The 22,221-nt window shown below is 59.2% G+C and carries 18 protein-coding genes; 1 reads left to right on the top strand and 17 read right to left on the bottom strand.

The features are described from left to right. Nucleotides 1-15: 15 nt before the first annotated feature. The 10 genes from DFG60_RS10325 to DFG60_RS13740 form a co-directional block, all read right to left on the bottom strand. Nucleotides 16-1,095, bottom strand: coding sequence for a sugar ABC transporter substrate-binding protein (locus DFG60_RS10325; RefSeq protein ID WP_114571691.1), 1,080 nt, complete (start codon nucleotides 1,093-1,095; stop codon nucleotides 16-18). A 219-nt stretch (nucleotides 1,096-1,314) separates the two neighbouring features. After that, nucleotides 1,315-2,874 carry a S8 family peptidase gene (locus DFG60_RS10320; protein ID WP_114571690.1) on the bottom strand — a complete coding sequence of 520 codons (1,560 nt, stop codon included), beginning with the start codon at nucleotides 2,872-2,874 and terminating at the stop codon, nucleotides 1,315-1,317. Between the two features lie 187 nt (nucleotides 2,875-3,061). After that, nucleotides 3,062-3,961 (bottom strand): UTP--glucose-1-phosphate uridylyltransferase GalU, encoded by a 900-nt coding sequence (gene galU / locus DFG60_RS10315; RefSeq protein ID WP_114571787.1) that lies wholly within the window; start codon nucleotides 3,959-3,961, stop codon nucleotides 3,062-3,064. Between the two features lie 44 nt (nucleotides 3,962-4,005). Beyond that, nucleotides 4,006-5,187: a glycosyltransferase family 4 protein gene (locus DFG60_RS10310; protein WP_114571689.1), complete on the bottom strand. Its 1,182-nt coding sequence runs from the start codon at nucleotides 5,185-5,187 to the stop codon at nucleotides 4,006-4,008. Further along, nucleotides 5,184-8,243 (bottom strand): CDP-glycerol glycerophosphotransferase family protein, encoded by a 3,060-nt coding sequence (locus tag DFG60_RS10305; RefSeq protein WP_114571688.1) that lies wholly within the window; start codon nucleotides 8,241-8,243, stop codon nucleotides 5,184-5,186. The genes DFG60_RS10310 and DFG60_RS10305 overlap by 4 nt, the downstream gene beginning before the upstream one ends. After that, nucleotides 8,240-9,427 (bottom strand): glycosyltransferase family 4 protein, encoded by a 1,188-nt coding sequence (locus DFG60_RS10300; protein WP_114571687.1) that lies wholly within the window; start codon nucleotides 9,425-9,427, stop codon nucleotides 8,240-8,242. The genes DFG60_RS10305 and DFG60_RS10300 overlap by 4 nt, the downstream gene beginning before the upstream one ends. 65 nt (nucleotides 9,428-9,492) lie before the next feature. Further along, on the bottom strand, nucleotides 9,493-10,452 hold the full coding sequence (locus tag DFG60_RS10295; RefSeq protein WP_114571686.1) for an ABC transporter ATP-binding protein: 960 nt from the start codon (nucleotides 10,450-10,452) through the stop codon (nucleotides 9,493-9,495). A 20-nt stretch (nucleotides 10,453-10,472) separates the two neighbouring features. Further along, the gene (locus DFG60_RS10290; RefSeq protein WP_114571685.1) at nucleotides 10,473-11,279 is read right to left on the bottom strand and encodes an ABC transporter permease; all 807 of its coding nucleotides are present in this window, start codon (nucleotides 11,277-11,279) and stop codon (nucleotides 10,473-10,475) included. A gap of 203 nt (nucleotides 11,280-11,482) precedes the next feature. Beyond that, a complete protein-coding gene (locus tag DFG60_RS10285; protein WP_114571684.1) occupies nucleotides 11,483-12,514 on the bottom strand; it encodes an acyltransferase family protein in 1,032 nt (343 codons plus the stop codon). A 279-nt stretch (nucleotides 12,515-12,793) separates the two neighbouring features. Continuing rightward, nucleotides 12,794-13,750, bottom strand: a complete 957-nt coding sequence (locus tag DFG60_RS13740) for a J domain-containing protein (protein WP_232818694.1) — start codon at nucleotides 13,748-13,750, stop codon at nucleotides 12,794-12,796. 104 nt (nucleotides 13,751-13,854) lie between these two features. Here DFG60_RS13740 and DFG60_RS13650 point away from each other — a divergent pair, with 104 nt between their 5' ends. Beyond that, nucleotides 13,855-14,001: a hypothetical protein gene (locus DFG60_RS13650; RefSeq protein ID WP_157964529.1), complete on the top strand. Its 147-nt coding sequence runs from the start codon at nucleotides 13,855-13,857 to the stop codon at nucleotides 13,999-14,001. Between the two features lie 173 nt (nucleotides 14,002-14,174). On the opposite strand, the gene DFG60_RS10275 is transcribed toward DFG60_RS13650, so the two are convergent. The 7 genes from DFG60_RS10275 to DFG60_RS10250 all read right to left on the bottom strand — a co-directional run. Next, nucleotides 14,175-15,401 (bottom strand): hypothetical protein, encoded by a 1,227-nt coding sequence (locus DFG60_RS10275; protein ID WP_114571683.1) that lies wholly within the window; start codon nucleotides 15,399-15,401, stop codon nucleotides 14,175-14,177. A gap of 34 nt (nucleotides 15,402-15,435) precedes the next feature. After that, complete coding sequence (locus tag DFG60_RS10270) at nucleotides 15,436-17,187, bottom strand: zinc ribbon domain-containing protein (protein ID WP_114571682.1); 1,752 nt, start codon at nucleotides 17,185-17,187, stop codon at nucleotides 15,436-15,438. Further along, entirely contained in the window at nucleotides 17,184-17,606 is a 423-nt protein-coding gene (locus tag DFG60_RS10265) for a zinc ribbon domain-containing protein (protein ID WP_114571681.1), read from the bottom strand. The genes DFG60_RS10270 and DFG60_RS10265 overlap by 4 nt, the downstream gene beginning before the upstream one ends. A 22-nt stretch (nucleotides 17,607-17,628) precedes the next feature. Continuing rightward, nucleotides 17,629-19,005: a TcaA 3rd/4th domain-containing protein gene (locus DFG60_RS10260; protein ID WP_114571680.1), complete on the bottom strand. Its 1,377-nt coding sequence runs from the start codon at nucleotides 19,003-19,005 to the stop codon at nucleotides 17,629-17,631. Between the two features lie 253 nt (nucleotides 19,006-19,258). After that, entirely contained in the window at nucleotides 19,259-20,629 is a 1,371-nt protein-coding gene (locus DFG60_RS10255; RefSeq protein ID WP_114571679.1) for an Ig-like domain-containing protein, read from the bottom strand. Between the two features lie 389 nt (nucleotides 20,630-21,018). After that, entirely contained in the window at nucleotides 21,019-21,195 is a 177-nt protein-coding gene (locus DFG60_RS13645) for a hypothetical protein (protein WP_157964528.1), read from the bottom strand. A 474-nt stretch (nucleotides 21,196-21,669) separates the two neighbouring features. Then, the coding region (locus tag DFG60_RS10250; RefSeq protein ID WP_157964527.1) for a hypothetical protein at nucleotides 21,670-22,221 on the bottom strand (552 nt) is incomplete at its 5' end.

The following is a 22,221-nucleotide window of genomic DNA, read 5'->3' as shown; positions in this document are numbered from 1 at the left end:
GCGCACCTACTCCTCTCATTTCTTTTTGCCGTACTGCTCCCGGAGCTTCTTCATCCAGTCCTCGTTGAAGTCGTCCGACGCACCCCAGCCGTCGATGATCGTGTTCAGGTTGAACATCGTCGTGTCCGGTTTCAGGGCGCTCTGCTCGACGAGGCGTGCCTCGAGGTCGTACGTCTCAGGCGTCTCTTCCTTCGCGAGCTTCTTCGCCATCAGGCGCATGTTCATCTGACCGATCAAGTACGGGTCGACCGCGCTCGTTGCGAGCCAGTTGCTGCCCTTCTCGCGCATCAGGTTGATGTCCTGGTTCGAGACGTCGATCGAGATCATCTTGATGTCGTCGCGCTTGTTGTCCTTGAGCGACTTGTAGGCGCCTTTCGCCATCTCGTCCCATGACGCCCAGACCGCGTCGATCTTGCCCTTCGGATACTTCGCGAGGACGGCGTTCATCTTCGACGCGATGTCGCCCTGTACATCCTGGAAGTTCGTCGGTCCGATCACTTCGACCGTGTTGATCTTGCCTTCCTCCTCGTACTTCTTGTAGATCTCCTGACGTCGGTCGAGCGGCGGGACACCCGGTCCGAACCAGAGCTTCAGCACGTTGACCTTGCCGTCCTTCAACTTCGTGATCTCACCGAGCGACAGTTCGGCGAGCTTGTGGTCATCCTGGAACGTCGCCGTGACGTCCTTGAACGTCTTGCCGTCCTTCTTCGCCACCGTGTCGAACGTGACGACCTTCATCCCCTTGTCGATCGCCGGCTTGATCATGTCGTACGAATAGTCTTCCTTGCCGTGCGAGATGATCAGCCCGTCGTAGTCCTGCTGCGTCGCCTGCGCGACGAGCTCCTTGAACTTCGCGTCGTTGTTCTCGGCGATGAACGTGTTGACCTTGAAGCCGAATGATTCGCCTTCCGTCCGTGCGCCGTCGAGGAACTGCTTCGTATGGTCGTCAGAAGGCAGGTTGCGGATGACCGCGATCTTGATGTCGCCCTGAACGGATTCCGGTACGCCTTCCACTTTCGTCTTCGGGGCCGCGCCGCTCGCGCAGGCGCCAAGCAACAACATCGGAGCCAGTACTGCCAAAGCCATCTTTTTCATGAATACAACCTCCTGAGTGATAGTTTTTCATCGAGATGAACAAAGGAAAACAAGTGGATGTGAATTGTTGTTTAATTATGTTCATATCGAACAATATATGTTAATTATAACCATACATGAACATTTAGCAACATAAAATTGATAGCGCTTACATATTTGGACAAATAAAAAAACTCCCGATCCGTCTGCATGACGGAGCAAGAGTCGCTTTCCTTTTCTTCACTTCAACAACAGCACCGCCTTATCCCCGTTCAGACGACCGTGACCATAGCGGGTGTCGTATCCTTTCGTCCCGAGATCCTTCGCCGAGCGCTCGAGCAGGCTCTCGACCTGCTTCGCCGTCAAGGTCGGCTTCAGTCCGTACAGGACGCTCGCGACAGCCGCGACGTGCGGGGTCGCCATCGACGTCCCGCTGTAGTAGGCGATCTCCCCGTCATGGACGTAGCTCGCGATGTCGACGCCCGGCGCCGTCAGGTCGAGTCCGGTTCCATAGGTCGAGAACGGGGCGACCTGGTCGAGCCGGTTCGTCGCCCCGACCGAGAAGGCGTATTTCGAGCGGGCCGGGTAGTTGAGCGTCCCTTTGCCGTCGTTCCCGCTCGCGACGACGATCAGCGCGCCCTTCCGTGTCGCGTAGGCGAGCGCGTCCTCGATCACTTGCGATGTCGCAGGTCCGCCGAGGCTCAGGTTGATCACTTTCGCGCCTTTGTTCGCGGCGTGGATGATCCCTTTCGCCACGCCGTCATACGTCCCCATCCCGTCCTTGTCGAGCACCTTGACCGGGATGATGTTCGCCTTCGCGTTGATCCCCCGCATCCCGTACGTGTTGCCGCTCGTCGCCGCGATGATGCCCGCGACGTGCGTCCCGTGTCCGTTGTCGTCCGTCTCGTCCGCGTCCCGGCTGACGAAGTCATAGCCGAGGTCGCTCCGGACGCGCCCGGCGAAGTCGGCGAGCGAGGCGTTGATGCCGGTGTCGACGACGGCGACGAGCGTCGTCGCACGCTTCTTGTCCGCGACCCGTTTGACGAGGCCGTTCTGTCCGATGTCCGCGCCCTTGACGCCGCCCGATCCGCCGGCGTTGTAGAGGCTCCACTGGTAACGTCCCGCGCCGTCCGTCCCGAACGCCTTGACCTGGCCGTTCCACTCGACGTAGGCGACGTTCTTCGACTGCTCGAGCTTCCGTTTCGCAACGGCTGCCTGTGCGAGGCTATCGAACGACAGCGACTGGATGGCGAGCGCGTCGTCGACCGACTCGGCCGAACTCGCGTTGACGTCCGACGCCTGCGACATCAGGACGCCGCTCTTATAGCGGACGAGGAGCGAGGCGGCGTTCTTCTTCGTCGTACTCATCGCCCCCGGACGAATCGGCGGCAGCTGGGACGGACGGACCGGGACGGAATAGCTCTCGCCCGGCACCCCTTGGATGAGCAGATACTGCTTGCCGGACCAGTTGAGCGGGAACCGGAGCGTCTGCCCGCTGATTTCGAGGTACCGTGCGTACGTGACGCCGGCCTTCAAGTCCTTGTCGTTCGCGAACATCGTCAAGGAGACGCCCCAAGGCGCGTCGAGCAACAGGTGGCTCGCCGTGCTGATGAGCGTCTTCGACTCGAAGTACCAGGCGTCATACCCTTCCGCGTCGAACGTCCCCTGCAGGGAAGGCGCCGTGCTGTATAGTCCGATCTGCGGCACGGGCTTCGCCTCGTCCGTCGTCGCGGCTTGCCCTGCCGCCGGTACGGCTGAAACGACTAGCAAGGCCGCGATGCTCAATCCCCATTTTCTCATCCGTTTGCCTCCTCAAGTGTAATACTTAGGATATACCCCCAAATGATTCCAGAAAAATGGACAGGAAGAATATATTGAACGGACTGACAATTATTTTTTCATATCATCCCTTCACTTCTTTTTCCACAGCACAAAAAAGGAGACCTTCCGTCGTCAGACGAAATGGTCTCCTTCCCGGTTCATGCGATCAAGATTGCTCTTGCTTGCCTTGCCACTTCTCGACGTACGACGTCAACAACGCCTTGACCTCGTCGCCGATCTCCTCGTCCTCGAGCGCGAAGGCGATCGTCGTCTCGACGTAGCCCATCTTCTCGCCGACGTCGTAGCGGTCGCCGTCGATGTCGTAGGCGAAGACGCGCTGGATGCCGTTGAGACGCTCGATCGCGTCCGTCAGCTGGATTTCGCCGCCTGAGCCGGCCTCCTGCTTCTCGAGGAAGTCGAAGATCTGCGGCGTCAGGATGTAGCGCCCGATGATCGCCTTGTTCGACGGTGCCGTCCCTTGGGCCGGCTTCTCGACGAACTTGCGCACCTGGTAGCGGCGGCCTTCCTGAGCGAGCGGGTCGATCACGCCGTAGCGGTGCGTCTCCGAATCCGGTACTTCCTGGACGCCGATGACGGACGACTGGAGCTCCTCGTACTCGTCGATCAGCTGGCGCAGCCCCGGCGTCTCCGAGACGACGATGTCGTCGCCGAGCAGGACCGCGAACGGCTCGTCACCGATGAAGTGGCGCGCGCTCCAGATGGCGTGTCCGAGGCCTTTCGGCTCCTTCTGGCGGATGTAGTGGATCTCCGCCATGTTCGACGAGACCTGGACGGCTTCGAGGAGCTCGTCCTTCCCTTTGTCGAGCAGCGTCTGCTCGAGCTCCGGGGCACGGTCGAAGTGGTCCTCGATCGCGCGTTTGTTTCGTCCGGAGACGATGATGATCTGCTCGATCCCGGAGGCGACGGCCTCCTCGACGATGTACTGGATCGTCGGTTTCGTCAGGATCGGCAGCATCTCCTTCGGCATCGCCTTCGTCGCCGGCAGGAAACGTGTCCCGAGCCCGGCCGCTGGAATGATGGCCTTTCTAACCTTCTTCTTGATCATCGTAAATCCCCCCATGTGTTCAGTCGTCTTCAGCATATCATATTTCAGCGCTTCTTTTTAAACGCTTGCGGCGCGACCTCATGCAGCAGCGTCTCCCATTTTTGGCCGATCACCTCGGTCGAGTAGTCGCGACTCCGGCGGACTGCGCCTTCTGCGAGCCGGTGACGGAGCTCGTCCGATTCGATCAGGCGGCGCAGCTGCGCGGCGAACGCCTCGATGTCGCCTTCCGGGGCGAGCAGGCCGTCCGTCTCGTGCGTGATGATCGCCGCCGGTCCCTTGATGTCGAACGAGACGCACGGGACGCCGAGCGCCATCGCCTCGATCAGGACCATCCCGAACGACTCGTAGCGCGAGGCGAGGGCGTAGATCGACGCGTCCTGCATCTTCCGCGGCAAGGCGTTCGTCTTCGGATGGAGGAACACCTGGTTGTAGCATTCGCGCTCGAAGATGAGTTCCCGGAGCGCCGGCTTCTCCTCCCCGTCGCCATAGATGTGGAGCTGCCAGTCCGGATAGTCGTCCTTGATCAGGTCGAACGCCTCGATCAGGCGGTCGAACCCCTTCTCGTGCGAAATCCGCCCGGCGGACAGGATGACCTTCTTGTCGAGCGTCGAGCGGACGTCCGGCATCTCGGTCGCGTTCTCGACCCGGTAGAGCCGGAGGCGTTCGCCGAACTCGGCCGCGTAGGCCGCCATCTCCTCTTCCGACAGCAGCATCATCGCGTCGAGCTTCGGATACGCCTGGCGCATCTTCGCCTGGAGCTCCTGCGAGTGGACGTTGAACTGGGAGTGCTCCTGGCCGATCCGCTTGATCTTCGGGTCGACCCATTTCGCGGACAGCAGGTTGAACGACGGGATCGTCGTGACGAACACGTCCGTCTTCAGCCGTTTCAGCACGCGGTAGAGCTGGATGTCCGTGAACAGGCTGAACAGCGGGTAGAGGTCCTCCGTCTTGTCGATCAGGACGCTCCTGCGTTTGAGCAGGAAGCGCTTGACCCACTTGACGGGCGCCTTCATCCCGGCGTGGTACAGCTTGCCCTTGCGGGCGTCGAGCAGCGGACGCAGCTTGACCGAGCGGTCGAGCGCGAACGTCGGGCGCGGACTCGTCCGCTTGACGCTGATGATCTCGACGTCGTGCCCGTTCTTGACGAGTTCGTTCGCCGTGTTGACGATCGTCCGGACCGTCCCGCCGACGCCATAGATGTTATACGCTAAAAATGTGACTTTCATCGTTTCTTTCCTCCCGACTGTTCGAGTTCCATGATCATCTCATAGATCCGTTTCGCGTTGTCCTTGTCCTGGTGCGAGTAGTAGCGCGTCGACTTCTCGACGTCCGACGGCTCGTAGCGGAAGTCGTTCTCGATCGCCTCGATCGTCCGCTCGACGAGCTCGCTCGTCGTCGCGGCCGTGCTGCCGAACAGCTCGGTCCGCAAGTTGACGTAGGCGCCGCGGCGCGACTGGTAGTCGGCCAGGTCGAACTGGTAGAAGATGACCGGCTTCTTCATGTAGTTGAAGTCGAAGGCGACGCTCGAGTAGTCGGTGATCAGCAGCGTGCTCTCGGCCATCAACTGGCCGATCGTCTCCTGCGACAGGTCGACGATGTCGATGTTCGGATGGAGCTGCTCGAACAGGTCCATGTACTTCTTCTGGATCTCGAAGTGCGGGAAGAACTTGATCTTGATGTCGTGCGCGACGAGCGTCTCGTGCAGGCGCGGATCCTTCAGCAGGCCGATGTAGTGCTGGTAGAAGTCCGACTCGACGAACGCCTTGCGGTCGTTCTGGAGCCATTCGCGCCACGTCGGCATGATCATGATCTGGCGCGGCCGCTTCTCGCGGCTCGCGTCCTTCAGCTTGTCGAACCGGGCGAGCCCGGTGATGCCGATCTGTTCCGGGCGGAAGTTCATCTCGCGGACCATGATGTCCCGCTCCTGCTCGGAGGAGACGATGAACTTCTCGATCTTCCCGTTGTACGAGTTGCGGTTGAAGAACAGCCGCTTCATCGCGATGATGCCGTGCTGCAGGTAGATGACGGGCTTGCGGTTGAGGCGCATGCTCCGGTGCAGCACCGACGGGCTGACGTCACGGATGCCGTGGGCGACGACGAGCTTCGTCGCCATGTGGTACCAGAACAGGTGCGAAAACGAGTCGTACCGCAGGACGTCCCGCATGTACGGATCGAGGTTCGCCTGGTTCTTGTTGTCCGCGTGGCTGACGTAGAACACCTTCGCCTCCTCGCGACCGAGCGCGTACTCGAAGAAGGCGAGCCCGTTGTCCTGGGCGACCTCCCCGAGGTTCTCGCCGATCAGCCAGACCGGCTTCTTGTAGAGCGGCTTGAGCGCGAGCGCGCACAGGCGGGCCGCACGGTTCAGCAGGCGCGGCGAGCGGCGCTCGAACGCGTTGAGCGGACGCGCCTCGAACATGAGCTGCCCCGTCTTCTGGACGACGTACGTCGAGTAGCGCTGGTGCCCCTTGCCGATCATTCCGCGCATGAACGTCGCGTACGGCTTGAACACGTCCGCCTGCTCGGCGAAGACCGGGTAGAAGCGTTCGACGCCTCCCTGCTCCTTGACGAAGGCGACCTTCGCCTGGACCGGCTTGTCCGCGAAGTGCTCAGCGAGCGTCGCTTCCGTCAGCACGAACGTCATGTCCGTCCCGTCGCTTTCGACCGGGTCGAGCGCGAGCAGCGTCTCGTCCTCCGCGCCGATCAGCGCGAGGCGTCCCTTCGCCTCGAGCCGGTGACACGACACGGTGATGCGGCGCTCGCCGCCTGACGTATCGAGGTCGCGCAGCCAGACCTTGCCGGCCGGCGACTGCTTGAGCCAGAGGTCGAGCCCGCTGAAGAACGGCTCGATCGCCTCCGTCCCGATGATCATCTCCGGGTAGACGTGGACTTGCGCGAGGTTCGTCCCGCCCGTCGTGTGGCGGAGCGGCAACGGCAGCTCGAGGTCGCCGAGCTGATAGACGGCGCGGAGCGACCAGCGGAACTCATGCTGCGCGAACAGCGCGAGGTCGGCCGGTGTGATCGACAGGTCGTACCGGCAGGCGTCGCCGCGGCGTTCGATCTCGCCCTTGAGCGGAATCTTCCGCTTCTCGCCGTCGATCTTCGCGTGCATCTCGAAGCCGATCAGCTCGCCCGCCGTCTTGATGCGCGACCAGCCGCGCACGTTCACCCCGTAAGGCTTGACGAAGACGCGTTCGACCTCGCCGCTGACGGCGTTGTCGCTCATCTGGAGCTGGCATTCGTCCCGGAGGCCGCGCGTGACGTAGAACGACCGGAGGATCTCCTTGTCCCGGTTCGCGACGGCTTGCGCCATCTTGCCGGACGACAGGCGTGCGTCGCGGATCGGGCCCGCGTGCTCCGCCGTGACGACGAACAGCGTCCAGGCGCCGCCCTTCCACTGGGTGACCGCACCCCAGTCGACGCCGACGACGAGACCGTCGCCGTCGCTTTGCCACTCGACCGGCACCTCGTAGCCGGAGCGGTTGTGGCGCCAGGCGAGGTAGAGGACCGAGTCGAGCGGGAAGGACGGGGCGAGCGCAACGCGCTGCGTCAGGTAGGAACCGTTCCACGAAGCCTCGAGGCACTGCCCCGACCAGTCGATCGGCTCGAGCAGGCGGATCGTCGCGAACGGCGAGACCGCGCGGTACGGGACGAATCCTGCGTGCTGACCGAGCCCTTCGGCGCGGCAGTCGAAGCCGTCGAGCGCGACGACGTCGTAGACGGCTGGGCGTCTTGCGTCGTACAGATGGATCTGCCAGTTACCGGTCCGGAAGCGTTCGATCGCCGCCTTCGAGCTGAACGTGAGCGTGTCGCCCGATACGTTGATCATCCGGAGCTGGTTCCAGCGCCCGGACCCGACGTCCGAGAGCCGGATGCGAAGCGTCCCTTTTTGCGTAGCGCCCTGCACCTTCTTCATCGTCTCGTCGTCGAGCGTCAGGCGAAGCTCGAGATGGCCGACCGCGTCCTCCGTGATCGTCATCGCCGTCGCGCGGACGTGCGGCGTCCGCGTCACGAGGTGGCGCAAGTACAAGCCGTCCTCCGTCGCGACCGTCTTCAGGAAGTGGACGTCGTCTCCCCGTGTCGCGACGCTGTGGAGGTTTGCCGGTCGCAAGCCTTGCGCCTCGATCGTGTACATCCCTTCCGGCAACTCTCCGCGCCATTCGCCCTCGCCCGTCCCTTCGACGACGCGTCCGACCTCGTCCCGGACGACCAGGGCCGTCCCGTCCGTCGTCTCAAGGACGACTTCGCCTTCTCTCATCCGTAGCCCAATCAGCTCGATGCTCATCCTCTTCCACTCCTTCTGCCTGTATCTGTCTCTGTCTGTTTCTGTTCTTCGAGCTCTCGCAGGATGGTTCGCCACTGCTCCCCGCTCGCTTCGACCGTATAGTCCGCGACCCGCTTCCGCGCGGCCTCGCCCGTCCGCTTGCGCAGCTCCTCGTCCTGCATCAGGACGCGCAGCGCGTCGGCCATCGCGCCAAGGTCGCCTTGAGGGACGATCCGTCCGCTCTGGCCGTCCTCGATCAGCTCGGACGGACCGATGCAGTCGTAGCTGACGGCGCTGAGTCCGCATGCCATCGCCTCGAGCAGCGACATCCCGAACGACTCGTGCCGCGACGGCAGCAGGAAGACCGATCCTTCACGGAACGCCTCGAACATGTCGCTCGCCCGGCCCCGCATCTCGACGTTCGGGTTGCCTTCCGCCTCGACCTTCTGCTTCAGCAGCTTGCGTTCGCGCCCGCTGCCGTAGATGATCAGGCGCCAGTCCGGGAATTCCGGTGCGACGCGGAAGAAGGCGTCGATCCCTTGCGCCGTCTGCTTCTCCGGCGCGAAGCGTCCCGCCATGATGACGGCCTTGTTCGCCGGGTCGGTCGCCTCCGGGAAGCGCTCGAGCACGTTCGGCACGCGGTAGACTTTGCGCGCGAACGCCTCGTACGTCTGTTGTTCGTGGCGCGTCAGCACCATCACGGCGTCGAGCGACGGGTACGTCCGCTCGATCCGCTCGCGCAAGCCTTGCGCGTGGTCGCTGTAGTCCTTATGTTCCTGTCCGATCCGGATGACGCTTTTCGGGACGTACTCCGCGATCAGCGCGTTCAGCGACGGCAGCGTACCGACGACGACGTCTGCCGACGTCTTCTGCAGGGCACGCTTGAGACGCCGGTCGATCGTCGTGTTCGTCCAGCGGTAGAAGTCCTCCTCGCGTGAGATCAGCCGGCTCGGCTGGTGGACGCGCGGGTGGCGCGTCACCTTCCGGGCGAGCTGCTCGAGGCGGCTCTTCGGCTTGCGCGCGTTGAAGAGCGGGCGGAGCCGGATCTCCTTCGCGAAGGAGAAGAACGGGGTGTCCGACGTCTGGCGCAGGCTGATCAGCTCGACCTGGTGGCCTTGCGCGACGAGCATGTTCGCCGTCGTCGCGACCGTCCGGACGGTCCCGCCCATCCCGTAGGCGTTATAGAGTACAAAGGTGATGTTCAATGGGCCCTTCTCCTTTCGAATCGTTCAGTATGAAAAAAAGAGACAGCTGCCGCAGGACAGCCGTCTTAGAAGTTTTGGAATAGCTGGGCGAGCGAGTCGCCGAAATGCGCGAGCGACGGCGTCTCCCGGACGACCATGTAGGCGCCGGACGCGGCGGCCGCGACCCCGAGCGCGCTCAGGATGAAGCCCGGATGCTTGACCGTCATGTCGCCTTCCGGAGCGGCTCCGCTCTTCGCGTTCTTCGCCTGTTCCTTCAGGCGGTCCGCCCGGTATTTGTGCTGCTCTTCCTTCGACAGCTTCTTGTAGTCGGCGAGGAACTTCTCGTAGTCAGGCAGGACGTCCGCCGTCTTGCCGTCCTCCTTGACCTGGCCGTATTCGAGCCAGACGACGCGGTCGCAGAAGCTCTTGATCTGCCCGAGCGAGTGGCTGACGAACAGGATCGTCTTGCCTTCCGCCTTGAACTCGTTCATCCGGTCGATGCAACGATTGTAGAACGTCTGGTCGCCGACCGACAGCGCCTCGTCGACGATCAGGATGTCGGCGTCGACGTTGACGGCGATCGCGAAGCCGAGACGGGACTTCATCCCGCTCGAGTACTTCTTGATCGGCTGGTCGATGAAGTCGCCGATGTCCGCGAAGTCGATGATCTCCGGCATCCGGCGGTTGATCTCCGTCTCGTCCATCCCGAGCATCAGGCACTTCAGGCGGATGTTCTCACGTCCCGTCAGGACGTTCTTCAGCCCTTGCGAGACGGCGATGATCGCGACCTCGCCATTGATCTCGACCGATCCCTCGTTCGCGTAGATGATCCCTGAAATCAGGTTCGACAGGGTCGACTTGCCGGATCCGTTGATCCCGACGAGGCCGACGACCTCGCCGCTGCCGATCGTCAGCGAGACGTCGCGCAGCGCCGTGAAGGTCTTGACGGTCTTGCTCTGGTTCTTGAACAGCAGTTTGAACTTTTCTTTCGTCGTGGTGACCATGTCGAAGCGTTTCGTGACATGTTCCAATGTGATCATAGCCATGAAATCCTTTTCCTTCCCTATTAGACGAGCTCAGTGAATGATTTACGGAACTTGATGTGCAGGAACGTCCCTGCCGTGAACAACAGGAGCGTCACGCTCCAGAAGTAGAGGCCGGTCGGCCACTCCTGCCAGAGCCACGAACCGCCGAGCAGGCTCGCCCGGTATCCCTCGACGAGGTAGTAGACCGGGTTGAGGCGCAGGAAGCCGTGGAAGACGTCCGGGAACGTGTCGATCGTCCAGAGGATCGGCGTCATGTAGAACAGCATCCGCATGACCGACTGGAGCAGGTTCTGGATGTCCTTGACGAGTGTCACGAGCGTCGAGAAGAAGAGCGACACGGCGTAGACGAACACGTAGGTCGAGAACAGGTAGTACGGCAGCTGCAGCAGCTTCCACGTCAGCGGGATCCCGTTGAGCAGGACGACGACGAGGACGATGACGATCATCGCGAGGTGCTGGTACATCCGTGAGAGGATGACGTACGACGGGATGGCGCTCATCGGGAAGCGCATCTTCGTCACCATCGCGAGACGGCTGTTGATCGAGTTCGAGCCGCGCAGGAGCGCGTCGTTGACGAAGAACCAGACGACGATCCCGGCGAGCATCCAGACGATGAACGGTGTGCCGTCGACGTGCGAGTTGCCGCGCAGGCCGACACCGAAGACGAACCAGTAGATGAGGATCTGCAGCCCCGGGTTGAGCAGCTCCCACAGGAGGCCGAGCTTCTGCTCGGCGTGCGTCGATTTTATCTCATATCGCGCGAGGCGGCGGATCAGCGGGAAATGCGCGATCTGCTCGGCGACGATATTCTTCATTTCTTTCCACATAGCGTCAAGTTCCTTCCATTATCGAGGGGTATGAATCGTTATTCTCCCATCATAACACGCGGCGCATGCCAGCGTCAGACCGGAGAAAGGGCCGGAGCGCGTCCGGCCAGTCAACGTTAATTCTAGCCATCCGAAAAATCCGTGTCAATCCTTCCTGCGGCGGACGAAAAAACCGCCGCGCTCGAGGGAGGCGACGGTCAGGATCAGCTCGCCGACTGTTCTGCTTCCGGACGCGCCGGACGCTTCTTGTAGACGCGGCGGGTCTGTCCGATCAGGTAGGCGCTGAACGGCAGGTATGACAGCAGCTTGATCGAAGTCACCGTCGCAAGGAGCGTCACCGCGAACAGGACGAGGATCGAGACGACCGAGCTCTCGAACAGCGGGACGAGCTTCGGCCCGATCACGCGGAGGATCGGCCAGTGGAGCAGGTAGATCCCGAACGAGTAGTCGTTGATCGTCCGCATCCAGCCCTGGTACGGGATGTTGCCGCCCCAGGCGATGACCATCGCGGCGACCGAGAGGACGAACGGGATCAAGTCGGCCCGGCGCGACGTGACCGTCGTGTTGTAGCCGATCATCGTATGCGAGATGTAGAAGGCGACGAGCGCCGTCAGGAAGACGAACAGGACGCCGAGGCGGTGCTTCTGCAGCGTCTCGCGGATGACGTCATAGTGCTTGCCGATGACGAAGGCGATCGCGAAGAAGCCGATCCACGAGAAGAAGCCGACCTTCATGAGGTGCGGGTCGTACAGGTTCATCGGCGTGATCTCCATCGCGACGTACGTCACGAGGAGCGCGGCCGGCAGGAACCAGACCATCGACAGCTTCAGCTTCGTCACGAGGTAGTGCAGGAGATAGAACTGGAAGATGACGAGGACGAAGTAGCCTTCGAACATCCCGAACACCAGGTTGTTGACGAGGTTCTCAGGCAGCGCCATCCCGGACAGCTTGAAGTCGAGCAGCGCGTCGACGACGCCGAACGCGAGGAACGGCAGGAAGATGAACTGGATCCGCTTCTTCCAGAAGTTGCTTGGCAAGCCGAGCGGGTAGCGGTTCGCGAGGATCATCTCCGACAGGACGACGAACGTCGGCGTCCCGTAGCAGAGCAGCGTGCGGATGAAATTGAACATCTCCGCGTTCCCGGCCGTGATCTGCCCCTTGTTCAGCGTCATGCTGTGGAGGAAGACGATGCTGACGCAGGCGAGTATGCGCAGCAGGTTCCATTCTTTGATCATTACATTCACTCCTTACGGTTATGGGAGGACGGCGGGGAGCCGTCCGAATAGATAAGTACGATGCACAACTTTTGCATTGTAGCATATTTCAGAAACAGAAACCAATGTCCCTCTGTCTTGTGTTGTTCAAGAACAGCTGTGACATTTCCTGCCAAAACATCAGACTAATGGAAAGGAACGCCGATTCGCTACTCGTCCGCATTCAACTGAAAAACGCCCTCTGAAAAGAGAGCGTCTGATGGGTTGAGAGTGAAACATCGATCCTTCGACTTCCTGCCGTCATCTCGGGAAGTTCGCTTCAAGGTGTTCATAGGATTCGCGAACCAGCTTGAACCGGCGTTCGTCGCCAGTCGGACTGTCCGGATGATATTTCCGCGCGAGGGCGCGGTATCTCTTCTTGATTTCGTCGAACGTCACGTTGTGCACACTATCGAACTCGAGCACCTTGAGGTAGATATCATAGTTACTGCCCGTATAGCCAGAAGAGGATTGTTTTTTGGAGTCATCCTTCCGCTCTTCGTTTCGATTCTCATGTTTCTGCTCACTCTTTTTTCGAGACTCTTGTTCCCGCTCATCTTTGCTCGCTTTCTGTTCCTTAGAGATCTTATCAACAGCCTGAGCGATGTAAGCATCGTATTTCAGAAGAAGTTCACGTTGATGCGACGACTTTGCCCGAAGTAGATCATCGAAGTTCGCATATTCCTTGATTATCGCATTGAACGCCATGAGACTCACCAGGGATCGAGTGACGTGTGTCCCAAGTTCTCCTTTGATTCGTCCTGATTTCTTTAACTGTTCGAGTCGCTTGCAGTAGCTGGAGAATCGTCCCTGCGGATAAGTATAATCCTCTCCATTGACACTCATATTTTTCACATAATATTTTGGCTGCCCGTTCCGTTGTGTCATCCAGACAGTCAGTTTAACCTCATCCTGCAGGTGATGGAATCTGATTTCCCCCTCGCTGAACCATGTGAATAAATTTGGTGTCTCGGGATGATGGAACAATGTAGCATTTCCATCCACCCTCACTCCATGACTCAACATAAAGCTCCCTTTCTCTAAATCGATATATATGATTTCGCCGTAACTTTTACTGTTCGTTTCAGCGTGACGAGCCGTCTCTTCTTTTTCCTTGTCGAGGAAAACAATCGCCGCCCAGCCGATGACCCCTATAATAATCAAAGTGAGCATACTTTTCCCATTCCTTTTTTCATATATTTTACCATTAAAAATCAATACATTCCTTTTGTTTTTCTTTTTCCTTTTCTATCAAAATTAGGCGATAATATGCCCGCTTCGAAGCGTTCAAGGCGAAGCCGCGCAGCAACGCCTCCTGCAAGATGACGATCAACAAGCGCCTCTACAAGAAGGACACGAGCATCCAGTTCGTCGTCAAAAGGAACCGTAATGCGGACGGCGTCAGCAAGTCCATCAAACGCAAGTACCGCAGACGTTTCTGTGTGAGCGCATCCATCAGACGACCCTGAACCGCGTCTGGTTCAGTGGTCTTCTTTTTTGCCTGCAAGACTCGAGACGCTGTTTTTTAAGCCTTGCTCCCCTTTTCTCGAGCGGTTTCCTTCCGCTGAACGTCAAAAGTCCGGAAGATGTCATCTCCCGGACTTCATGTGTGTTCATTCCCAGTTAAGCGGCGCGAACCGCCTCAGTAATATTCCGTATCCGCGGCGGTGAAGCCTTTCAGCTTATCGGTACTCGTGATATACCAGCGCCCTTCATCCTTCTCATATTTCAGATGATAGCGGAACGTCGTCTTCGCGCCGTCGTCCGGGTCGTCGAGCGATCCATCCTCTTCATTGAAATAGTCGCCCTCATAATGGGAGAGGACCTCGATCGTCGCCGTCAGCGACGTCGCCACCTCACTCACCTTGATCGAGGATGGCGAGTACTCGATCCGGTCGAGGTACCCTTCCCAATAAACTTCGTTTGCGTTCATGTCGTCATAGTACGAGCGCTGACGCTCGAGATACTCTTGCGTCGTGAAGTGCGTGAAGTAGCTGACGTCTTTCGCTTGATAGGCATCCGCCCATTCCTGCGCATGACTCGAGATCGTCCCGATGATGTTTTGCTTCACCTCGTCCCGGACATCCATACCCCGGCCCGTCGCGGAATCCGACAACGGTGTCCGCTTGTCGACGAGCCAGTCGCCGCCTTTCTTGATAAGTTCGAGCTTCCAGACGACCGAGCTCGCCGCCGGACGTTCGTGCAGGTCAGGCTGGTAAGAGCGGGACGAGTAGTCGACCGTGACGGTCGCAGTCGCCTGATTGCCGTCGACCTTGATGTCGTCTTCCCCGATTTCGCGTACCGACAGCTCACCGTCGAAGATGTAGCCGCCGACCTTCAGATCATCAAGGCTCGACTGGAAGGTCGCATTGTAGCTCGGCGTGCTCACCGAGAGGCCTTCGACCGAGCGGTTCGTCAGTGAGTCTTCGAGTTCCGTGAAGAAGATTTCGGACAGCTTTATCACTTCCTCCCGGTCGCGTTCCGCCTCTTGCGATTCGTCCGATTCCTTCGGTTCCGGCTCGATCGTTGATTGTTCTGATTCTTCTTCCGTCTCCGTCTGTTCTTGCTCCCCGACGACGAAAGACGTCTTCTTCTTCGGGTCCTCCACTGCCTCACTCTCTTCGCCGCCGAGATAATAGACCATTCCTCCGGCCGCACCAATCAGGAGGACGCCCGCGATGACGAGCCCCCGGATTTTGTTCTTTTTACTCTTCAACCCGCGTTCGTACCGGATAACGACGAAGGCCCGTTCGACCTCCGTCCGCTCCTCGGACTCTTCCGGATAGAGTGCCAGCTTCTCCTCATACGCCTCTCTGATTTGTTTCTCAGAGGACGTACGGGAGATGCCTAATCGTTCATACGGATCCATAAGATCCCTCCATTCTGATAGGATGTCACGCTGATCAATCTTTCAAGCGCCAGAGATAGGCACCGCCCGCTGCAGGCAAGAAGGCGAAGGCGAACATCAGGCCAACATTCGTCAAGCTGAGGGCCGTGACGGCGATACCTCCGAGCACCTCGCCGTCCCACGTCAGGTCGAGCGACGTATGGGTGAAGAAGGCGACGAACAGCCCGACCGCAGCGAGGACGCCACCATAGGCAGCAGCTTCCCGCCAGTTCTTCAGGTACCGCACTCCATGGACGAGGTGCAACGCGCAGAAGAGCAGCAGGAAGAGCAGACCGTATGGCGCGACACGCGTCTGGAGCAAGTCCTCGATCTCATAGTCTTCCGCGTAGTCCTCCTTGTCGACGATTTCTGCGATCCGACCGAGCAACGTCATGTCGACGGTCTCGTCGTAGCGTGTCACCTTGTCGTCGAGCGCAAGCAGACCGCCGTTTTCCGCCAACTGCATGAGGTCGTACGGCGCGAGCGCGTCACTCGACGATTCGACCGCCTCCTCGATCGGTTTCTGCATGTCGCCGAGGCGGTCCTCCCCGTACAGCGCGAGCTTCATCTTATATTCCGCGTTCATCGCAGTCGATTTGATTTCGATGTACCCGCCTTGCGTGACGGTGTAGAGCGGGGACGCCGTGTTGAAGAGGATGAACGTCACCTGCTCCTCAGCCGGCACGTCGATCCCATCCTCCTCCATCTGATGGAAGGTGGCGAGCAGCGTCACTCCCGTCAGGAACAGCGTCAGTCCGTAGAGCGACACTCCGGTCGCGACGCCGAGGCGCATCGCCTTCAGAACGCCGTGCCGCGGCATCGCGAACAGGAGCGCGAGGGCTGGGAGGCTGATACCGAGGATGAGCAGCGTCCGGAACAGACCGCCGAACAGATGGATGTCGACGACACCGAAATCTGCTGCGAGCAACCCGGCGAGCAGGACGAACAGCAAGACCGTTGCCGTAAACGCCAGAATGCGTTCGAACCGGTCGTTCCAGCTCGTCGCCTTTCGTCCCGACACGCCGCCCTTTTCAAGGAACCAGGCGGCAAGCAGGAGCAGGCCGATTCCGACGATCGACAACAGGTAATGCCCTGCCTGAAGCGAAAGGTCCGCTTGACTGACCGCCTTGCGAACGAACGCCACCTCATCGGCATTCGCGTAACGCATCGCTTCTGCCGAGAGCGTCGATTTGATCTCGTCGTTCATCGATAGGGTGAAGCCGGCGAGCGCGCAAAAGGCGGCGAAGGCCAGACGGCCGATGAAACCGGCCTCCTCGCCGTACCGGAGTTGCCACTCGGCCAGGTCTTCCGTGTACGTGTTTCCGCCAGTCAGTGAGAGGCCGAGCAGGAGCGTCAGGAGCAACACGCCGATGAAGCTCAATCCCGTCGTCAGCCCGACCGTGAAGTTCGGGTTCGACCGGGAGAAGTCCGTCTGGGCGAAGAAGGCGGAGACGCCTTGCTTCATCCCGCCGAGCAACCCGTTCCAGTCCTTGTTTTTCCACTTGTCCCGGACATCGCCCGGGCGGATCGTCTCACGCGCGATCCGCTCGAAGCGTCCCGCTTCCGCCGACGCGGCGATCATCCGGGAATGCCCGCAACTCGGGCAGTAGGACGCGGACGCGTTTTGCTGGTGTCCGCAGGCGACGCAGTACTGTGCCGCCTGTTCGAAGCGGACCGGACGGACGGTCTGGTCGAGACGCGTCCCGTCGATCGCGCAGTATTGATCTTTCGACGTGTGCGGCGTGCCGCATGTTGGGCAGTACTTCATGAAAGACCACTCATTTCAGAACCGCAGCACGTGCAATATGGCTGGTCCGCCGGTTGCAGCGTCCGGCAGGCCCGGCATGGAGTCTTTTTCGCTCCCGCTTCCTGCGGGACAGGCGTGCCGCACGTGCCGCAGAACTTCGCGCCCGGCTCGAGCGTCGCCTTGCACGTTTTACATGCCCGGCGCGCCGCTTCCCGCTCCATCTCTTCGATTCGCAGGAGCGCGCCGTAGATCAGCACCTCCTGCTCGAGGATGGCGCGGATTTCCTCATGCTTGCCCTCCGTCCGCAAACGTGTATAGTGCCGCTCGCCAATCTCATAGAGCAGCTTGCCCTTCTCACGGCGCGCCTGCTCCGCCTGTTCATTCAGTTCCTTCGGGTTCATCGCCAAAAAGCGGGACTGGATCGTTTCCCATTCTGTCATCGGTCGTTCCTCCTTAAATATGTCATTTTATGTTGGTCGCTTGCTGGATGCGGAACATCGGTCCCGCATCCTCCGTCTCGCCATAGGTGAACAGGTAACGGAAGACCGAGGTCGATGTCGATTCTCCTGACAAATCGTCTCCATAATAGTCGACGAACTTCCCACGGATCCGCGTCGTCGCCGTCACCTCGATCGCCGTCTCACCGCCGTAGTCGACGAACTTCGCCGTCGACGGGTCGATCGACGAGCTCAAGTACTCCCCGCTCCACTCCCGGTCCCGTTCATACCAGTCGTCGTAGTTCTGCTGTTGTTGCGTGAGATACCCGACGTCGTCGATCAGCGTGAAGTAGCCCGTCGACCGGTTCTCCGCTGCGTCGACCCATTCCGAGGCGTGCCACGCGACTGCGTCCTCGATCTGGTCGAGCGTCATTGCGGACGGCTTGAAGACGAACTTCGCTTCCTTCATGTCCGGTTTGACGAGCACGTCCGCTGACGTCTCGCTTCCCCAGGCGAACTCGTTCTCGATCGACAGGGTGATCCCGTCCTTTGGGACCGGCCCATAGGCCTCGAGGTTCCCGACCGTCTCTCCCGTGTTCTCCCCGTCGACGAAGAGCGTCGCCTCCGGATAGGTCTGATCGAGAGTGACCGCCTTTCCCTTCAGCTCGATCTCATACATCCGGTCCGGCGCGTCGAGCGCGAGCGGGTTGATGACCACGTCTGCCGACTCCTTGCCGTACTGGCCGTCGTAGTCGATTTTCGCCTTGAGCAGGCCCGGATAGACCCCTGTCAGGGCGATGCCGTCCGCGTCCGGCGAACTCGTCTCTGTCCCGACCGGATCGGCGAGCGTCACCTTCGTACCTTCGAAGTTGCTGACGATCGTCGTCTTCATCCCGTCGAGGCGGAGCCGGTAATCTTGGAAGACGCCATATTGTCGCCCGGACGCGACGACCTGCCCCGGCACGCCGCTTTCGTTCTCCGCTGTCAAGGACCGTCCCGCCTGCCACAAGTAGTCGAGCAGTTCCTTCTTCTCGTCCGGGGTGTCCTTGAGCGCGTCAAGAAAACGTCGCGCGAGTTTCTCGTCGACCGTCTTGCCGTCATATTCGAGGTGTCCCGCGAGCTTCTTCGCGTCCGACAGCTGGATCGCCTGCCGGATTTCATTCGTGTTCGCCTCTGCCGTGAAGACCTCACGCGCAAGGCCGAAATAGCCGGCGCCGAGTCCTGCTGCAAGCAGCAGGGTGACGAGCATCCCCTTCTTCTTTCGGGACATGCCACTCTTCCGTTCGCCCGGTTCCGTGTTCCGCTCCTGCCTGCTCGCGGCCGTCATCTCGACTTTCTTGCCGCAGCCCGGGCAGAACGCCAAGTTCTGTCGCGCCGCGGTTTCACACTGTACACATGCCATCAGGAAACCCTCCATTTAACAGGTCGATGCGCCTTCAGCTGAACGCGCATCGGAATCAATTATGTAAAAAATCACACAAGATTGATAATAGCATATCATTATTACTTTTAACTTACTTACATGCCATTTTTTTCAATTAACTCGCCCTTTTCAGGAAAACGGCTGATTCGCCCCGAAGCGGGCAGGCGGCTTTCCGGAACGGCAGAGGACCTTGGAGAATCTGCTCATTCTCTAAGGTCCTCTCTTTCTCCTATCATTTTGCTCGGATCGTCTTGGTAATAGCCCCGTATTTGTTCTTCGCCGTCACCTTGAGCAAGGCGCCGGCCTTCTGCCGCTTGATCGCAAAGGAGTAGTTTCCGTTCGCGTCCGCTTTGCGCGTGTAACTCTTCTGGTCGCAGGTCAGGGTGACGCTCGCACTCTTTTCCGTCTTGCCGGAAACTTTTGTCGAGGAGCGCAAGACCGTGTTGACCGAGAGCGCCGGCAACAGGTGGCTCGACGTCACGGTCAGCTGGTATTTTCCTGTCCGCCCGTTCGTCGTGCCGTATTCACCGACTTTCAGGTAGTAGGTCCCCTTCGGAAGCGTGACCATCTTCTTCAGGCGCCCCGTCGTACTGATCGTCTGGGCGTAATCCTTGAACAAGCTGTTGTTCATATCATCGATCAGCTCGATCGACGCGTAGGAGCGAATGTTCGAATTCAAGTCGATTCCGATCGTGCTCGCCTTCGGCACGACGATTTGATAGACGTCCGCCGAATCGTTCCACGAGATGAATCCGGTCAACCGTTTAGAAAAGGGCAGAACCTGCGCTTCCGCCGGACCATTGTTCGGTTCCGATTCCGTGTTGTAGGCTGGAGTGAACGCGGTCTTCAGTTGATAAGAACCACTATGCTTGTCACTCCATGTTTCGATTTCAATGTAGTAACGGCCCGGTTCGAGGTCTACCGCGAACAATTTCCTGTCCGGATTGCTTGAGTTTCCCGCAAAGTATGCATACCAGATTCGCGTATTATAGGAATCGTTAAGCCCAATGAAAGCACGCGGGTCGATAGCAGACGACACATCGAGGCTCAGCCGTCCGGCACGCGTCAAATCGACCGCATACATATCCCGTCCGTCTTGCCACGTCAACAGGCCTTTGATGCTTTTGCCAATCGCGAGCGGGTGGGCGATCGCCGTCCCGTCGTTCGGCTCCTTCTCCTCGTTGTTCGCCGGGAGGAACGTCGTCGCGACCTCGAACGAACCGACGCTCGTCTCACCATCTGATTCCGATACCTTCAGCGTGTAGCTGCCTGCCTCGAGATCCCGCCAAACCACTTCGCGCCCCGGCATCGAGGCAGTGCCCCGTGGTTCGACGGTCATCGCCTTTTTGTTGAAGCTGTCGTACAGCTCGAAGCGCGCCCATTTCTCGACCGACGACTTGACGTCGAGCGTCAGGCGACCTGCCCGTTCAAGCTTGAATTGATAATAACGGACCGGCTGACTCGCCGTTAGCGTCCCCTTCGTCGTCTTTCCGAGCAGCAGTTCCGGATTCTCGGCTTCTGCTGTCGTTCCTGTCCCACTTAGGACACCAATCGCAAGAACGAGCGCGATTGAATGGCGAAGCCAGAGTTTCATCTTTTTCATGCATCATATCCCCCTTCATCTAAAAACCATTATATGAAATTAATGGTAATTATGATTCGGGATTCCGTTTAGTGAGGGAATTGGTTTTTCGATTTCAATCTTCTGACGGACTGCGAAAAGAGAACTGGGACGCAGTAGGATCAACCATCCTGTCGAACGCAACTATACGCCGACGCTTCTCGTCTTTTACCTTCATTTCAAATGACCGTTGAACCGATGAGTTCAGGTGTTATCATCTTCATGAATACACAGTTCAGCAGAGCAGTAATTTGTTCCGTCTAACCGCTTCTCTCTGTTGGTCAAACTACAAATAGCTCCCGCAAAGCATTTCGCTTCACGGGAGCATTCGCCTCAGGGTGATTAAGCCCGACAAGAGGTCCTTTCACTTCTCAATCTTCAGTTTGCAGGTTGATCACGTACTCCGTATCGGTTCCGACGTCCAGCGCAAGCAAGATCTTACGGCGCGCCAAGATGGCGAGGCGTTCTTCGATCAACGCATCGATGTCGGCACTGTCCCACCCAGTCACGGCGAACAAGCCATCGACATATCGGTGTCCGAAGGGCAAACTAGTCCACCAGCGAAGCTGATCCCTGCTGTATTTGCAGGTCCCTAACGAACACCAACACCTGTCGATCGACCGCTTTACGCTGGGCATCTGACAGCCAATCCGTCAATTTTCTTATTTTCGTCATTATCGTTTCTCCCCTCTCAGTCTTGCAACCTTATATAGCATCTCCCGGAATATATCCCGAAAAGCAACGAGATGAGTCGAACTATCAAAAATATGCGTCCCGCTCACTCCATCTCTTGAATATCTCGCAGCAGATGCCCTTGACAAATGAGTCCATAACCGAAAAATGACGATCTCCTTCGTGAAGGTGAAGCACATTCATGTGATTTCAGTGATTCGTCTGCTTCACCTGACCAAAATGAAAAACCGGCAGCCAAGTTGGCCGCCGGTCCATGAATATTTATTTACTCTCAAGTCAAAATCTTATTCATCTTCAGGTTTTTTTGGAAGATAATAATTATTTTTTCTTTATTGTACTACCAATTGTTCCAGATCCTGTGCCTTCACGAGCTCGGACTTGAACGTCGCGTACATCGCGCTCCACGATGGATAGTTCTCCTCCTGGTGCAGGACGACGCGGACCGCAGTCTTGCTTGAAGGGCTTAGCGCCTCGAAGTCGGCCATGTCCTGCGTCAGCCCCGCGATCACTTCCTCCGTCACGTAGCCCGTCACGTTCGGCAGCACGCCCTTGTTCGTATCGTAGGTCTCCATCACGCTTCCGATGAACGCCTCCACGCGCAGGTCCTCCGGTGCTGCCGCCGTGTTCACGTGCTTCAACGCTTCGCGCGTCGCCGTCCGGTTCACGACCGCCGCGTCGAACACCCGCTTCAGGCGCTCCAGGTCGAACCCGTTCCCCTTGTTCGCCAGGACGTCCGTCGCTACCGCGACCTGACGGTCGCCCGTTCCCTCATCGCCCGAATCGTCGAGCTCGAGCGCATCATATCCAGAGAGGTCGAGCTCGAGCGCCTCCGCGACGAGGGCCTCCTTCATCTCGGCGCCGTCCGTCGCAACGTTCACCGC

The sequence above is a fragment of the Exiguobacterium flavidum genome (genome assembly GCF_003344535.1).
GTDB classification, from domain to species: Bacteria; Bacillota; Bacilli; order Exiguobacteriales; family Exiguobacteriaceae; genus Exiguobacterium_A; species Exiguobacterium_A flavidum.
This window is presented reverse-complemented; position numbering and strand designations above follow the sequence as displayed.

Coding starts and splice junctions, on each gene's coding strand:
- DFG60_RS10290 (WP_114571685.1), bottom strand. CDS start 11,279: ATGTGGAAAGAAATGAAGAATATCGTCGCCGAGCAGATCGCGCATTTC.
- DFG60_RS10260 (WP_114571680.1), bottom strand. CDS start 19,005: ATGGCATGTGTACAGTGTGAAACCGCGGCGCGACAGAACTTGGCGTTC.
- DFG60_RS10305 (WP_114571688.1), bottom strand. CDS start 8,243: ATGAGCATCGAGCTGATTGGGCTACGGATGAGAGAAGGCGAAGTCGTC.
- DFG60_RS10255 (WP_114571679.1), bottom strand. CDS start 20,629: ATGAAAAAGATGAAACTCTGGCTTCGCCATTCAATCGCGCTCGTTCTT.
- DFG60_RS10265 (WP_114571681.1), bottom strand. CDS start 17,606: ATGACAGAATGGGAAACGATCCAGTCCCGCTTTTTGGCGATGAACCCG.
- DFG60_RS10275 (WP_114571683.1), bottom strand. CDS start 15,401: ATGGATCCGTATGAACGATTAGGCATCTCCCGTACGTCCTCTGAGAAA.
- DFG60_RS10310 (WP_114571689.1), bottom strand. CDS start 5,187: ATGAAAGTCACATTTTTAGCGTATAACATCTATGGCGTCGGCGGGACG.
- DFG60_RS10325 (WP_114571691.1), bottom strand. CDS start 1,095: ATGAAAAAGATGGCTTTGGCAGTACTGGCTCCGATGTTGTTGCTTGGC.
- DFG60_RS10270 (WP_114571682.1), bottom strand. CDS start 17,187: ATGAAGTACTGCCCAACATGCGGCACGCCGCACACGTCGAAAGATCAA.
- DFG60_RS10285 (WP_114571684.1), bottom strand. CDS start 12,514: ATGATCAAAGAATGGAACCTGCTGCGCATACTCGCCTGCGTCAGCATC.
- DFG60_RS10320 (WP_114571690.1), bottom strand. CDS start 2,874: ATGAGAAAATGGGGATTGAGCATCGCGGCCTTGCTAGTCGTTTCAGCC.
- DFG60_RS10295 (WP_114571686.1), bottom strand. CDS start 10,452: ATGGCTATGATCACATTGGAACATGTCACGAAACGCTTCGACATGGTC.
- galU (WP_114571787.1), bottom strand. CDS start 3,961: ATGATCAAGAAGAAGGTTAGAAAGGCCATCATTCCAGCGGCCGGGCTC.
- DFG60_RS13650 (WP_157964529.1), top strand. CDS start 13,855: ATGACGATCAACAAGCGCCTCTACAAGAAGGACACGAGCATCCAGTTC.